Below are 14,773 nucleotides of genomic sequence, written 5' to 3'. Positions count from 1 at the left end.
GAATGAGTTGGAGTCTATATGACACAGGTAAATTCTCAAGAGCTACGAGAAAAGGCAGTGCTTCGAGAACCGCCAGTGGCTCGATATGATGCGATTGACTGGTCGTTTAACCTGACGACTTCCGAGTTTATTTGTGATCTGAAAGCGGCGAATGAGTTACTTCATTCCAGTGTTTCGATAGCCAATATTCAAGAACTCTTGCTTTATATGACGCCGAGCAAAGCTGCAGAGATGAAGCGCTGCTTCAAGTATGTGATTGAAAGTGGCAAAAGCCATGCCTTAAATTGCAACCTTGTTATTTTGGATCAGGCGTTAACTTATGTGGAGATTTTTATCGAACGTACTTCTCTCACGCGGTTGCAAGGTACGATTCGACCGCTGCTCAAACTTGAATCATTGCAAGAGGTGGCCAAGCTTTTTGAAGGAGTGTTTGATAATACACATCATGGTTTGATCCTAACCGACGATCAAACGCGGGTTTTGGCTTGTAACCACTATTTTGAGCAGCATTCAGGTTTCAAACAAAACGAGCTACTTGGGTTAAAAGCCAACGTATTTAATGCAGGCAAGCATTCCAAAGAGTTTTTTCAATCGATGTGGCACGACATCAACACCAAAGATCATTGGAGCGGTGTCATTCTCAATCGTCGGGCATCTGGGCTGGTTGCACCACAAGAATTAACGATTCAAAAAATCGTCCTGCAAGATGGCCGAGTGTTTTTTGTAGGGATGACACTTGATTTAGCCGATAATCTTCACCGCGTAGCTGATACGGCACTTGGGGATATCGATCTTTTGACGCAACTGCCTACCGAACAAAAGTTTAAAGCCTTGCTCGAAACATATTGCGTGGAGAACTCCCAAGGCCAAACACAAATTGTTTTGGCTTTTCAACCTGCGTTTGAATCAGATCGACACCATATAGAAACTTTAATGCTTTCCAGCTTTTTGACGCGATCTAAAGAAGCTAAGTTGGTGGGCTATGTGGGAAAAGATATTTATTTAGTGAGTTTGAGCTGTTCAGAGTGCAAAAAACACACAGATTTTCGTCTCATCCAAGATGCGATCCGGCGCTTTATGAAAGAGTTAAAGAACGAATCCAGCTCACATACCGCGATTATTAATGGCCGAATTGGTGTGTCTGTTTTAGGGTTCGATGCAAAAACGCCAGCTCGAATGTTGACGCATGCGATGCAAGCGATGCTTGAACAACATGCAGGGGAAGCGCGTAACATCAGTTTCTATCACAGTGAAATACATCAACAAGTGAAACGTAGAAAAAACTTGGAAGACAGAGTCGCCAAAGCGATTGCGCAGAAGGAATTGGAAATACACTACCAACCGATTGTCGATACTAAAACATGGAACATTGCGAAATTTGAAGCGTTATGCCGTTTTAAGCCTGTGCCCGATTTACCTTTTACCACGCAAGAAATGATTAATGTAGCGGAAGAGTTAGATTTGATTGCCGAGCTTGATCGTTGTGTCAGTATTTTGTCTTTGCAAGATTTACCAAAGATAAAAACCTTGTTTGGCCAAGGTGTTGGGGTAACGATCAACCGCTCTTTAAATACCAAAATGGATGCGACGCAGATTTTAGCCAATACCATGGAGATCATTGATCGCTACACGGATACGCCTCAGTCAGTCACCATTGAGCTAACCGAAAGCGCCTATTTTGATAGTCAATCTCATCAGGTTGATGCCCTCAATGCTCTTCGATCGCGCGGCGTAACGGTTGCGATTGATGATTTTGGTACGGGTTATTCCTCTTTTACCTACCTCAGTGATTGCAATTTTGATTATTTAAAAATAGATCGCGAGTTTGTCACAGACATTCAGGTCAATAGCAATAAGTACAGTATTGTTAAAATGATCACTGAGCTGTCGCACACACTCGGCGTGAAAGTGGTTGCTGAAGGGGTGGAAACAGAGCATGAGGTTTGGGTGCTTAAATCATTGGGTATTGACTACATACAAGGCTATATTTTTTCAAAACCACTACCGCTTAAGGAACTGGTTCGGGCCAAGGAGTATCGTAACCGTTTTGCGTATTCAGGCGCTAAAGTGGAACAAGAGCGAAAGCCCAACTGTTTGCTCAATCTGTTCAAAGAGGGGAAACCACATTTGGATCCCAGTGAGCCAATCTCTCTTGCTTATCAGTATATTAAAGCGACTAAAGTTGATGTGCTGCCAGTCGTCAATCAAGGAGAGTGTGTCGGCATCATCGATGTGGCCTCACTCAATTTATATCTGACGCCGAACATGGGAACCGATCTTGAAACCACGCGTGAAGCGGCCGTATGGCGTAAGCCCGTGAGTCAGATCATGAAATTTCATTTCACTCAGCTTGACGCGTACACCGAGCTAAATCAAGTGGTGAATTTGATCGAAAAAGGACATGATTTTCCATGGGTGCTGGTCGATAACACTCGTTACAAAGGCTTATTGACTCAAGCGGACGTGCTGAGGTATTTGGCCGAAAGTCAGTAACCTTCTCTGGGCATCCGCGCTTACTCTTTGCTATTATCGCGCCCAGATGTTTCCAGATGATGTTTAGATTATGATTCAAACCTTACTTTCTGTTTTTTCACCCATGCTGTTCGGTGCGCAAATCTTACTGACGTTAGTGCTGGTCAAGGGGGATATTTGTCCTGGACAACGTGGCCGTATTCATCGCGTATTGCCAGCCATTGGTGTGCTTTGGTTGGCAGTGGCTTCACTAAAAATTGAAGCCTTTTTGATCGTCTTTTCCATCTTCTATTTCTATTCACAAGTTCAAACCAAGAAAACTCGAGATGAAGGCCCGTTATGGGCACTGTATTTGGCGAATGGCCTTGCCTTGGCTTATGTCGCGATTCAGATATCAGAGCAGGGTCATTGGTCAGCTTCTATCGCTATGTTGCTGTTGGTTGGTTTGTTGGGCGCGAGTTTCTCGCACCTTCTACTAACGATAGCGCGCTCGCGTTTACAAGCTTTCCATCGAGTTCTACCCGTTGTGGGCATTCTCTGCTCGATGGGGATCGCTTTATGCGTTGTGCCGCACGCGTACGGGTTAGATGATGAAACGTTGGCTCAAGCAACATTGCCGTTACTAACGACATTCGGTTTCATGATTGCAGGTATTATCGTGTGGTGCTGGCATATCCTGTTTGCCAAAAGCGCTGAGAAAATTCAATTAACGGCAGCCTTGTTATTGATGCTGGCAGCCAGTATTTGTTTTCAAGGTTTGTTTAATCTCTAGACCTGGGTCACTCTTTAGTGCGAATTTTACCGCTAGTCTTTAGTGGTCTCTTTGCTATAGGAGTGAGCCATGGATTTGAGTAACGTCAGCCGTTTTGATAGCAATATATTACTTGGCATCGTCAATGAGAAGCTACGCTTAGAGTGTGATAGCTTCGAAGAGCTTGCCAGTATGTATGAAATGGATAGAGAAAATGTAGTCGGTAAGCTGGATGTTTTAGGTTACCAATACGACCCACTGACCAACCAATTTAAAGCGAACCAACGCTAGTGCTAAGCAGCGTGCAGTGACAGTTAACCAACCGCACTGTCATTCAAATAGCCATGTCGATACGACGAAGAGTTTAAGCCATCTTGATCCCGTCAAGGTGGCTTTTGCATTGTTGGCGCGCGGTGGCAAAAAAAGCTTGTAAATAGTGGCGATCTTTTTCGCTGTGGCGTGTTGCGGCAAATAGTCGACGCCATAAACCTTTCCCTAGTGGCTTGCTGGTAATAAGCCCCTGCCTAGAGAACTCGCTGATGGCCCAATTTGGCAATGCTGCCACACCTAATCCAGCAGAGACCATTTGTACTAGCATCAAAGTGTTGTCGGCTTGTTTCCACTTCGCGGGTTCAACACTAGCAGGTTGTAGAAAGTGTTTCACCACATCCAAACGCTGCTTTTGTACGGGGTAAGTGAGCATCGTTTGTGAGGCGAGATCCTCTGGTTCAATCACCGATTTTCCCGCAAGCGGGTGAGTCGTAGAGGTGATAAGGCGCATTTCAAAATCAAAGAGTGGTTCGTAGTGTACCTCTGAGCGAGGCAAAATATCGGAAGTGATGACCAAATCAAGTTCGCCAGCCAGCAATGCGGGTAACGGTTCAAAGCCAAAGCCGGACGAAAAATCTAACGTCACACTTGGCCAAGCAAGCTGGTATTCGCGCAGCGCTGGCATCAACCATTGAAAGCAAGAGTGACATTCAATCGCCATGTGTAAGCGCCCATTGACGTCTTCTTTCAAACTGGCTAAATCATTTTCAGCTCTGGCCAGCTTTGGCAGGATCTCGTCAGCCAGTTTCAGTAGGATCTCTCCTTCTGAGGTAAATTTCACTGGGCGAGTTTTACGTAGAAACAGTGGCCCGCCAATGCGTGTTTCGAGATCTTTAATCTGATGTGAAAGGGCCGATTGCGTCAAATGGAGCGCGGTAGCTGTTGAGGTGAGTGAGCCGCTGTCCCTTAAAGAAACTAAAGTCTTCAGATGCTTAAGTTCAATCATTGCCATTATTTTCCTTCATTCCTTTGAGAGAACGGTGGTTGATACCAATATCGTGGGTCGCATCAACACGGTGACCATTCTGCTGTTCTGAGCTAAGTTACGCTTTTAATATGGAGCTGTAAACATCTAGACGTCTATTTATCTTGATGTCAATTAAAGCTCTCTGCAATCAACATGAATTTTTTTAATAAACAAGTTGAATAATTGCACCTTGTCTGTGGGTCAGTTTAGATGGATAGTCTAGCCATCCAGACATCTTTATCTCATGCGATAAAGAATCAGACACGATCAACAGCAAAAGGACTAGGGACATGACAACGACGACTCACATCTTAGGTTATCCACGCATTGGTGAAAAACGCGAACTGAAATTTGCGTTAGAAAAATATTGGCGTGGCGAAAGCGATCAAGCGCAGTTACTGCAAGTGGGGCATGACATTCGTCAGAAAAACTGGGCTGAGCAGCAACAAGCGGGTCTGAGTTTTTCAACCGTAGGCGATTTCGCTTGGTATGATCACGTACTCACAACCACATTGCTCCTTGGACACGTTCCTAAACGTCATAAAAACGGCTTTCCAGATTTAGATACACTCTTTCGCGTTGGACGTGGGCAATCACAAGTGGGTTGCGGCTGTAGCGGAAACGCAGCTTCTGATATGACTAAATGGTTTAATACCAATTATCACTACCTTGTGCCGGAGTTCAGCCAAGACGATACGTTCGAAGTCAGCTGGCCTCAACTGTTTGAGGAAGTTAATGAAGCGTCGAAAGCAGGCCACCAAGTTAAGCCTGTACTGCTTGGCCCGCTGAGCTACCTCTACTTGGGTAAAGAGGTCGAAGAGGGATTTGATCGCCTGACCTTACTGCCTCGTTTATTGACCGCTTATCAAGCAATTTTAGCTAAGCTTGCTAAACAAGGAGTGGAATGGGTACAAATCGATGAGCCTATTTTAGCGTTAGAGCTAGAACCAAAGTGGCAAGATGCATTTAAGTTGGCTTATCAAGTGATCGCTGGTGATGTAAAACTGTTACTGACTACTTATTTTGATTCGGTGCTTGATACGCTCGATAAAATCATTGAGCTACCAGTAAATGGATTGCACATCGATCTCTCCGCTTCTGCCGATCAATTGAACGCGATATTAGAGAAATTGCCAAAAAATTGGGTACTTTCGGCAGGTGTGGTCAATGGGCGCAATGTGTGGCGCGCCGATCTTGCGACGTTATTGGTTCGTTTACAGCCAGTGAAGCAGCAGCTGGGGGATCGTCTGTGGATTGCGAGCTCGTGTTCACTCTTGCATAGCCCGGTCGATTTAGATCTTGAGCAGCAGCTCAGTGATGAAGTACAAAGTTGGTTTGCATTTGCCAAACAAAAAGTGACAGAAGTTGCTTTACTTGGTAAGGCACTGGACGGTGATGACGCGGCGATTCTGGCCTGTGAAACTTATAGCCAACCGATACTTGCACGTAAAACGGCAACTCACGTTAATAAACCGCATGTACAGGCGAGAGTCAACAGCATAACGGCGGCACTCTCTGAGCGCAGTGCACCTTATTCAGAGCGCGCTCATCACCAAGCTGAAGTGTTAGGGTTGCCATTTTTGCCAACGACAACCATAGGCTCATTCCCTCAAACGAGTGAGATCCGTCATCAGCGCAGTGCTTACCGTCAAGGTAAACTGGCACACGCTGATTATATCAATGCATTGAAAGGGCACATTGCCGATGCAGTAAAACGTCAAGAGGCACTTGATCTCGATGTGTTAGTGCACGGTGAAGCTGAGCGTAACGACATGGTGGAGTACTTTGCTGAAAACTTAGCCGGTTTCCAGACTACGCAATTTGGCTGGGTGCAAAGTTACGGCTCACGCTGCGTAAAACCGGCTATCGTGGTGGCCGATATTGAACGTGAAAAACCGATTACGGTGGAGTGGTCTACTTATGCTCAATCATTGACTGCGAAGCAAATGAAAGGAATGTTGACTGGGCCTGTAACGATTTTATGCTGGACGTTTCCTCGTGAAGATGTTTCTCGTCAAACCATCACTCAGCAGTTGGCTTTTGCTTTGCGTGATGAAGTGGCAGACCTGCAGCAAGCGGGCATTAACATCATCCAAATTGATGAACCTGCGATTCGTGAAGGGTTGCCATTGAAGAAGCGTGACCATCAAGCATATCTGGCGTGGGCGGTTGAGGCATTTAAAATTGCGGCGGCGAGTGCGAAACCCGAAACGCAGATCCACACTCACATGTGTTACAGCGAATTTAATGAAATCATTGACTCAGTAGCGGCACTGGATGCCGATGTGATTACGATTGAAACTTCTCGCTCGAATATGGAACTGCTCAAAGCGTTTGAAGAGTTTAACTACCCGAATGAAATTGGCCCAGGTGTGTACGATATTCACTCGCCAAACATTCCCTCTCAAGAGTGGATTGAAGGTTTGTTGCGTAAAGCGGCGGAAAAAATTCCAGCAGAGAGATTATGGGTTAACCCTGATTGCGGCTTAAAAACGCGCAATTGGAATGAAGTGGAGGCAGCACTGACCAACTTAGTGTCAGCAGCTAAAACGCTGCGCAAAGAGCTTAAACCCCAGCAAAGTTAAGCCACATTAATCTTGACAGAGGCCTCAAATGAAGCCTCTGTTTTTTACGAATAAAGTGGTGGTCATCACTAATAAGGGGAGGACTATTGTGCCGAACAAGTTGCTTTACTAATGAATTGGTCCACAACAAGTTGGCCCCGCGTATTGCGCATTTTAATTCGATAAGTTAAGCCGAGGTCGAGGTTAGCGCGTGTGGTTGAATCCGAGCAGTAGGTATTGATGCTGGTTTTCAACACTTGATCAATCGGCTTTGCTCCTTTTTGACCCTCATTGTAAATCATCATAATTTCCACCGTACTGCCTTTAGCACTGGCACGCATCACGGACAAAGGCCCAAATTCTAAGGGTAACTCAGCGCTAATCACATTCGCGCGATTACTGGCTACGGCTTCCAAATATTTTTGCTGATCACCATTCGAGCTACAACCCACCAGTACCAGCGTTGTAAACAGAGCACAGAGAATGACTTTCATCTTAAAACACTTTCTTGAAGGGTTTAACGATAACATGTTGATACACACCGGCAGCAACATAAGGATCGGCATCCGCCCATGCTTGAGCTTGTCTTAACGAATCAAACTCAGCGATGACTGTTGACCCCGTAAACCCAGCTTCTGCTGGATTCTCCGAATCAATTGCTGGCATTGGCCCTGCGGTTAATAGACGACCTTCATCTTGCAAGGTTTGTAAGCGCTCTAAATGTTGTGGCCGGACACTCATGCGTTTTTCCAACGAGTTTTCTACGTCTTGAGAGAAAATAACGTACCACATATTGATATCCTTATTGTTTGATAATGAAGTCGAGGCCTTACTGTACTGAAACTGGCGCGTATTGAAAGCAACCAAACTGAATTTCTGTGATCAGTTGCTAGGCTTAATCGGTCGAGGGCGGCCATCGGTATCAATGGCGACATAATTGAAGGTTGCTTCACATACTTGGAAACGATCTCCCACGCTGTCGTATTTGATGGGTTTTACCCATACTTCAAGATTGACGGACATTGAAGTGCGGCCAATTTTGGTGCATTCACCATAACAACACACCACATCGCCTACCTTGACGGGTTTTTTAAACGTAATGCTAGAAACAGACACAGTGACAACGCGGCCAAATGAGATCTCTTTGGCTAAAATTGCGCCAGCCAAGTCGAGTTGAGACATGATCCAACCGCCAAAAATGTCACCGTTGGCGTTAGTATCTGCTGGCATGGCTAAGGTGCGTAGCAATAATTGGCCTCTTGGGGCGCTATTTTCCTGATTCATTTTTCGACATCCACAACAACAAAACAGCGACCAAAGTGGTCGCTGAAAAATAGGGACGGATTATACCAAAGACAGCCTGTTTTGCACTTAAAGAGTCCTCTGAATGAATCCTAGCGAGAAGGTTAGTGCAATCAGTGCTCGTGCGAGGAGGGTTTGCTCTCGGAAACTTGCTTCTCTTTTGGCAGGTGTTTGTAGATAAAAACACCCGTTAATAAGGTATAAACAAAAGTTGCGGCTAATAAGCCAAATACTTTGAAGTTGACCCAAACATCCAATGGCAGTTGATATGCAATGTAGATGTTTAGTACAGCGCAAACGCTGAAAAAGAAAACCCACGCCCAGTTGATTTTTGCCCATACGTGTTCAGGTAAGGTTAGCTCTTTGCCAAGCATTCCTTTAATGGCTGATTTGCCCATGATGTGGCTGATGGTCAAGCCCAAGGCAAACACAACGTAAACAATGGTGACTTTCCATTTAATGAAATTGTCATCGTGAAAGAAAATCGTCATACCACCGAAGATAGTCACCATCAAAAACGTGATGATCTGCATTTTTTCAACTTTCTTATACAGTGCGTAGGTCAGGGCAATCTGTACCGCACTGGCCACGATAAGTGCCCCTGTGGCGACATAGATGTCGTACATCTTGAAAAGGGCAAAAAAGATGATAAGTGGTATAAAATCAATAAGTTGCTTCATTCGTATTTATGCTTCCGATTTAAACGTTGCGCACAGTCTAACCAAAACCGTGTCAGAGCTAAATAGAAAGAGACAATTCGAAACAAATTAACTAGAAATGGATTAGCGTTCCCAGCCGCTGGTTTCAAGTTGTGGTATTGCTCGTTTCATATCTTCTAAATAGCCTTCGCTTTTTAAATTGGCGACGGCTATCTGCAATTCTTCATCTGTCATTGAAAAACAGGAATCTTTGCCAGTAATTAAGCCTAGATATTGGTGGTATTCAAATTCACTGAAATGGCCAATCCGATCGATAACCAATTCTCGGATCCCGTGGTGAATCAAACCATAATAAGTATCACGATGAATATCCATTACTCATACTCCAAGTCGATTCGTGCTAACGCCAAAAGTTTGCCGCTGCTATGTGGCACGAAAGAGGTGTCGTTTATTATAGCAATCGCAATGCCAACTTTATCGTCAGTCATAGGGCGCTTTAATGATTAACTTTAGTATGAGAACTGTTTTTTTTGCAAATTGCGATGCAAAAAGAAAGCCGCATAGGATGCGGCTTGTATTGGATCAATGATGCTCTGTGATGAGTTAGGCTTTTTGCTGCTTCAATGAGGCCTCAGTGGCTTCTTCTTCAATCAAAGCATCAACAATAACGGCACACGCGGCATCCCCTGTGATGTTGAGCGCGGTACGGATCATGTCGAAGATACGGTCTAGGGCGAACAGTAGTGGCAAACCTTCAATTGGAATCCCAGCCGCTAGCAAAACGGCCACTACAAGGAAAGAAGGACCAGGAACACCTGCTTGACCGACGGCGCCCAGTGTCGCTGTTACGATGATGGCAATGTAAGTGCCCATCGAGAGATCAATATTGAATAGCTGGGCGAAGAAAATCGCAACTAAACCGTAATAGATGGCGTTGCCAGACATGTTGATGGTGGCACCTAACGGCAGAACAAAGGCGGCAGTTGAGTTGCGTACGCCAAGGTCGTGTTCTACGGTATCCATAGTGACAGGGAGTGTCGCCATTGATGACGCGGTTGAAAGGGCTACGGCTTGAGGCTTTTTCATCGCAAGGATAAATTTCTTAGCTGACGTCTTGGTTAAGACCTGAATCATCAGCGGGTAAGCAATAAAGCCGAAAATTAAAATGGCCGCGACATAAACGACAAACAGCTTAAATACCACCATCAGTGCACCAAAACCAAACGTGCCGACGGCTTCAGCCATCAAACCGAATACACCGATAGGCGCGATGATCATCACTTTGTTGATCATCCACACCATGGCATCAACAATGGTGTTTACGCCATTGATGATCGGGTCACGTTTTTCTTTGCTCTGTTTAGAAATGGCAATGCCAAAGAACAAGCAAAAAACAAGGATTTGTAGAATGTTGGCATTATTTAGTGACTGGAAAACGTTGGTTGGGATCATACCCGTAATGGTTGCCCAAAAAGTAGGTAGTTCACCTTTTGCTGCATATTCGGCAGAAAACATACCTTCAACGCCCGAAATATCGACGCCGATACCCGGTTGGAAGACTTCGCCCATTACCAGTGCCAGCGTCACGGCGAGTGCGGAAGTGACTGCAAAAAAGCTGAGTGTGACAAAACCGACTTTACCCGCCGCGTGGCTATTACCAAGGCCCGCAGCACCTGAAATAAGCGCAACGGCCACCAGTGGGATCACCAGCATCTTAATTAGGTTGATAAAAATGACACCCAGTGGCGAAAAGACGGCCGCATCGTGTCCCATCATGGCACCAACGGCAGTACCAATGATCATTGCAATGACGACTTGCACGCCAATGTTGCTTAACAAACTCTTTTTGTTTAACACTTCCATAACCTCTGTGCTAATTAATTGTAAATTCCTAGTGTTACCCACTACATAAATATCAATCGGTGGATAAATGTTTCGACTAGCTTTTTACACGGATATTTTACATTTAGCAATATGGTAACAAGGTAAATTGACAAGATTATTGATAGTTCATTGACATGAAACGTGGTTTTTTCAAAAAGAAAACGTTTGCTATTTGTTTTGTCAATTCAATGAGTGGTTGATTTGTGTTTTGTGAATGAATTTGGCGAGGCGTAAATGTTAAAAAAAAGATCGATTTCTTGGTTTGATTCAGAAATCGATCGGGTTGGTTTTTGCTGTAAAGCAATTTATTTCAACGTCGCTGCTTTCATGCTGGAAACGAAATGGCTGAGAGTCGTTAACATTTCATCTGGCTGATTAAGTCGTTGTTCAATAATTTTCACCACTGCGGATCCTGATATTGCGCCAGCGGCACCGGCGGTGATGGCCTGTTTGACTTGCTCAGGTTCTGATATCCCAAACCCAAGCAATGCGGGTGGGGCATCAAATTGGTTCAGTCTTTCCAACAAGGCATGTACTGGCATATTGGCTTTTGTTTCTGCTCCTGTCACACCGGATCGAGACAGTAGATAAGTATAGCCACGGCCAAGTTTGGCGACCGCGGCTAGGGTCTCATCACTGGCGGTGGGTGGTGCGATGAAAATGGGTTGAATCCCGTATTTGTCTGCCGCCGCGACAAATTCACGGCTTTCATTAGTCGGAACATCGGCGATCAATACTGAATCTACACCCGCATTTTTACAGCGTTGGTAGAAGTTTTCGATGCCGCGTGAATAAACTAGGTTGGCATACATGAGTAGTCCGATAGGCAGGTCGGGATATTGCGCGCGAATTTTGGTGATCAACTCAAAGCAGATATCTGGAGTCGTCCCTGCATCCAGTGCACGAATATTCGCCCCTTGGATGGTTGGGCCATCAGCGAGCGGATCAGAGAAAGGGATACCGAGTTCTAATGCGTCTGCTCCTGCTTCCACTAGCGTTTGCATGATGCGCAGTGATTGCTCTGGATCTGGGTCCCCGATGGTCACAAATGGAACAAACGCACCTTGATTGTTGTCAGCTAAACGCTGAAATAGGGTTTGATAGCGATCCATTACAGCGCTCCTTTCTCTTCTAATAGTTTATGGACGGTGAAAATATCTTTATCGCCGCGACCGGATAGATTCACGACCAATAACTGCTCTTTTTCTGGCTCGGCATACGCCATCTTCACGGCGTAAGCAACCGCATGTGATGATTCCAGCGCGGGAATAATACCTTCGTTACGTGCGAGCGATTGGAAAGCATCGAGTGCTTCGTCATCGGTAATGCTTTCGTACTCAGCGCGGCCTGTCGCATAAAGATGAGCGTGCTGAGGGCCAACAGAAGGGAAATCAAGCCCAGCGGACACCGAGTAAGACTCTTCTACTTGCCCGTTTTCATCTTGCATCAAAGGTGATTTCATACCGAAGAAAATACCTGTCTTGCCGTGCTTTAATGGCGCGCCATGCTGGTGGGTATGAATGCCTTTTCCTGCTGGCTCAATGCCAATCAAACGGACATTCTTTTCTTCAATAAAGTCAGCAAACATGCCAATCGCGTTCGAACCGCCGCCGACACAAGCAAGCACCGCATCCGGTAAACGACCTTCGCGAGCCAAAATTTGCAGTTTCGTTTCTTCGCCAATCATGCGTTGAAATTCACGGACTATGGTTGGAAATGGGTGAGGACCCGCTGCTGTACCTAATAAATAGTGGGTGGTTTCATAGGTGGCAGACCAGTCACGTAGCGCTTCATTGCACGCATCTTTAAGTGTTGCTGATCCTGAATGAACGGGGATCACTTCTGCGCCCATTAGCTTCATACGAAACACGTTGGGGCTTTGGCGTTCAACATCTTTTGCACCCATATAAACGCGACATTTTAGTCCCAGTAGTGCGCAGGCCAACGCCGTTGCAACACCATGTTGCCCTGCGCCTGTTTCGGCAATAATTTCATGTTTACCCATACGCTTAGCAAGCAGTGCCTGACCAAGTACTTGGTTGGTTTTGTGTGCGCCACCGTGCAATAAGTCTTCACGTTTTAAGTACAATTTGGTTTTTGTGCCTTTCGTGAGGTTTCGCGTCAAAGTTAGTGCCGTTGGCCGACCTGCATACTCTTGTAGCAACGTCATGAATTCAGCACGAAATTCAGGATCTTCCTGCGCATCAATAAAAGCTTGTTCCAATTGGTCAAGCGCTGGTACTAAAATTTGTGGAACGTATTGACCACCGTATTCGCCAAAATAGGCATCGAGTTTTGCCATGATTCGTATCCTTAGTCTCTGTGTTACTGCTGAGTGATTCAGCGGTAATGAATCTGTTGTTTCCCTTGCTACTTGACCTTGCGGCTGGGTGAGTTACTCGCTTTTCAAGCCAATGGGAATCGATTTAGTGTTAGTACTGCCGAATAGCGTCGAACGCTAGGGTTAGCTTGTGTAAGTCTTTTTTCCCCGGCTCGCTCTCAACACCTGAATTGAGATCGAGCCCTAAACAACCGATGTTTGCTGCTTGCTGAGCATTTTCAGGGGATAAGCCACCCGCCAACATGACATCGTTTATCTTGGTTAGTAATTGCCAGTCAAAACGTTGGCCAGTGCCGCCAGATTGCGTTCCTACTTTGGCATCGAATAAGTGACGGTCAATGTGGCGCTCAAGCTTGGTCGGTAGGCAGTCGCTCACGCCATAAGCTTTCCAGATCTCAATCTGGCTAGGTAAGTGAGCTCTCAATTGGTCAACATAGGCTTGATCTTCTTCGCCATGCAGTTGCACCGCGAAGAGTTTTAACGTCGTAGCAATCTGCGTAATGGCTTCAATGGTGTGATTTTGAAACACGCCCACGTAGCGCAGCGGCGCGCCGCTCATCGTCAAACGTGCATTATCCAAGTCGACATAACGTTTGGATTGCGGTACAAAAATTAAGCCACCAAACACGGCTCCAGCTTGATAGGCTTTGGCCGCATCGTCAGCATGAGTTAAGCCGCACACTTTGTTTTCGCCGAGCGTCACTTTGCGTACCGCTAGCTCTAAATTTTCTTCGGCCATTAACGAGCTGCCGATTAAAAATCCGTTGGCGTATTGCGAAAGTTCACGTACTTGTTGGTGAGTATAAATGCCAGACTCCGAGATGATCATGGTTCCTTCTGGGAGTAAAGGTGCCAGCTGTTTAGTGCGATTTAGATCGGTTGAGAGATCGCGCAAGTTGCGGTTATTAATGCCAATAACTTTCGCTTGCAGGGCGACTGCCCGGTGCAGCTCTTCCTCATTGCTCACTTCGGTTAAAATACCCATACCCAGTTGGTGAGCCACATTGGCTAGCGTTTGATAGTGTTGATCATCAAGGACGGACAGCATCAATAAAATGGCATCTGCACTGTAGTGACGAGCCAAATAAACCTGATAAACATCGACCATAAAGTCTTTGCAAATCACAGGTTGGCTTACTTGCGCGCGAACACGTGGCAGAAATTCGAGGTTGCCTTGGAAATATTTTTCATCAGTCAAAACTGAAATGGCGTCTGCATATTGATGGTAAACCGAGGCGATATAATCCAAATCAAAATCTTGGCGAATGAGCCCTTTGGAAGGTGACGCTTTTTTACACTCCAAAATAAAAGCGGTTTTACCCGTGTTTAACGCATCATAAAACGAGCGATCCGATACGGTTAATAAGTGTTCGAAGCTGCCCAATGGTTGCTGCGTTTTACGCTGCTCGACCCATTCATATTTGTCATTGACGATTTTGGCCAATACTTCAGCCATTTGAGTATGCTGGGTTGAAATGTGGTCAGAAAGTTGCTCAGGCATGG

At 45.6% G+C, this 14,773-nt stretch carries 14 protein-coding genes; 4 read left to right on the top strand and 10 right to left on the bottom strand.

Features of this window, described 5'->3' with window-relative positions; all coding sequences use genetic code 11:
* Positions 1–18 precede the first annotated feature (18 nt).
* From AACV20_RS07825 to AACV20_RS07815, 3 genes are all read left to right on the top strand, one after another.
* A complete protein-coding gene (locus tag AACV20_RS07825; protein WP_170907083.1) occupies positions 19–2,493 on the top strand; it encodes a sensor domain-containing phosphodiesterase in 2,475 nt (824 codons plus the stop codon).
* A gap of 70 nt (positions 2,494–2,563) precedes the next feature.
* Positions 2,564–3,244 carry a hypothetical protein gene (locus AACV20_RS07820; RefSeq protein ID WP_170907082.1) on the top strand — a complete coding sequence of 227 codons (681 nt, stop codon included), beginning with the start codon at positions 2,564–2,566 and terminating at the stop codon, positions 3,242–3,244.
* 69 nt (positions 3,245–3,313) lie between these two features.
* Positions 3,314–3,514, top strand: a complete 201-nt coding sequence (locus AACV20_RS07815; RefSeq protein ID WP_010316942.1) for a DUF4250 domain-containing protein — start codon at positions 3,314–3,316, stop codon at positions 3,512–3,514.
* A 73-nt stretch (positions 3,515–3,587) separates the two neighbouring features.
* On the opposite strand, the gene metR is transcribed toward AACV20_RS07815, so the two are convergent.
* The gene (gene metR, locus AACV20_RS07810) at positions 3,588–4,499 is read right to left on the bottom strand and encodes an HTH-type transcriptional regulator MetR (RefSeq protein ID WP_038148387.1); all 912 of its coding nucleotides are present in this window, start codon (positions 4,497–4,499) and stop codon (positions 3,588–3,590) included.
* A gap of 311 nt (positions 4,500–4,810) precedes the next feature.
* On the opposite strand from metR, the gene metE reads away from it, so the two are divergent.
* Positions 4,811–7,105 (top strand): 5-methyltetrahydropteroyltriglutamate--homocysteine S-methyltransferase, encoded by a 2,295-nt coding sequence (gene metE / locus AACV20_RS07805; protein WP_170907081.1) that lies wholly within the window; start codon positions 4,811–4,813, stop codon positions 7,103–7,105.
* Positions 7,106–7,188: 83 nt separating this feature from the next.
* Here the strand turns inward: metE and AACV20_RS07800 are convergent, their stop codons facing one another.
* From AACV20_RS07800 to trpCF, 9 genes are all read right to left on the bottom strand, one after another.
* Positions 7,189–7,578: a GspS/AspS pilotin family protein gene (locus tag AACV20_RS07800; protein WP_017047758.1), complete on the bottom strand. Its 390-nt coding sequence runs from the start codon at positions 7,576–7,578 to the stop codon at positions 7,189–7,191.
* A 1-nt stretch (position 7,579) separates the two neighbouring features.
* On the bottom strand, positions 7,580–7,876 hold the full coding sequence (locus AACV20_RS07795; RefSeq protein ID WP_013857153.1) for a YciI family protein: 297 nt from the start codon (positions 7,874–7,876) through the stop codon (positions 7,580–7,582).
* Positions 7,877–7,966: 90 nt separating this feature from the next.
* The gene (gene yciA / locus AACV20_RS07790) at positions 7,967–8,368 is read right to left on the bottom strand and encodes an acyl-CoA thioester hydrolase YciA (protein ID WP_013857152.1); all 402 of its coding nucleotides are present in this window, start codon (positions 8,366–8,368) and stop codon (positions 7,967–7,969) included.
* A gap of 131 nt (positions 8,369–8,499) precedes the next feature.
* Positions 8,500–9,066: a septation protein A gene (locus AACV20_RS07785; RefSeq protein ID WP_017042013.1), complete on the bottom strand. Its 567-nt coding sequence runs from the start codon at positions 9,064–9,066 to the stop codon at positions 8,500–8,502.
* Between the two features lie 102 nt (positions 9,067–9,168).
* Complete coding sequence (locus AACV20_RS07780; protein WP_017044617.1) at positions 9,169–9,420, bottom strand: hypothetical protein; 252 nt, start codon at positions 9,418–9,420, stop codon at positions 9,169–9,171.
* Positions 9,421–9,648: 228 nt separating this feature from the next.
* Positions 9,649–10,908, bottom strand: a complete 1,260-nt coding sequence (locus AACV20_RS07775) for a dicarboxylate/amino acid:cation symporter (protein ID WP_170907080.1) — start codon at positions 10,906–10,908, stop codon at positions 9,649–9,651.
* A gap of 326 nt (positions 10,909–11,234) precedes the next feature.
* Positions 11,235–12,041: a tryptophan synthase subunit alpha gene (gene trpA / locus AACV20_RS07770; RefSeq protein WP_017047754.1), complete on the bottom strand. Its 807-nt coding sequence runs from the start codon at positions 12,039–12,041 to the stop codon at positions 11,235–11,237.
* The gene (trpB, locus tag AACV20_RS07765; protein WP_170907079.1) at positions 12,041–13,231 is read right to left on the bottom strand and encodes a tryptophan synthase subunit beta; all 1,191 of its coding nucleotides are present in this window, start codon (positions 13,229–13,231) and stop codon (positions 12,041–12,043) included. The genes trpA and trpB overlap by 1 nt, the downstream gene beginning before the upstream one ends.
* A 130-nt stretch (positions 13,232–13,361) precedes the next feature.
* Positions 13,362–14,771, bottom strand: coding sequence for a bifunctional indole-3-glycerol-phosphate synthase TrpC/phosphoribosylanthranilate isomerase TrpF (trpCF, locus tag AACV20_RS07760; protein WP_170907078.1), 1,410 nt, complete (start codon positions 14,769–14,771; stop codon positions 13,362–13,364).
* Between the last annotated feature and the right edge of the window lie 2 nt (positions 14,772–14,773).

Source organism: Vibrio sp. B4-6 (assembly GCF_963888245.1).
In the GTDB taxonomy this organism is placed as follows: domain Bacteria; phylum Pseudomonadota; class Gammaproteobacteria; order Enterobacterales; family Vibrionaceae; genus Vibrio; species Vibrio anguillarum.
The sequence above is the reverse complement of the archived record's forward strand: the minus strand, read 5'-3'. Positions and strand labels throughout refer to the sequence as shown.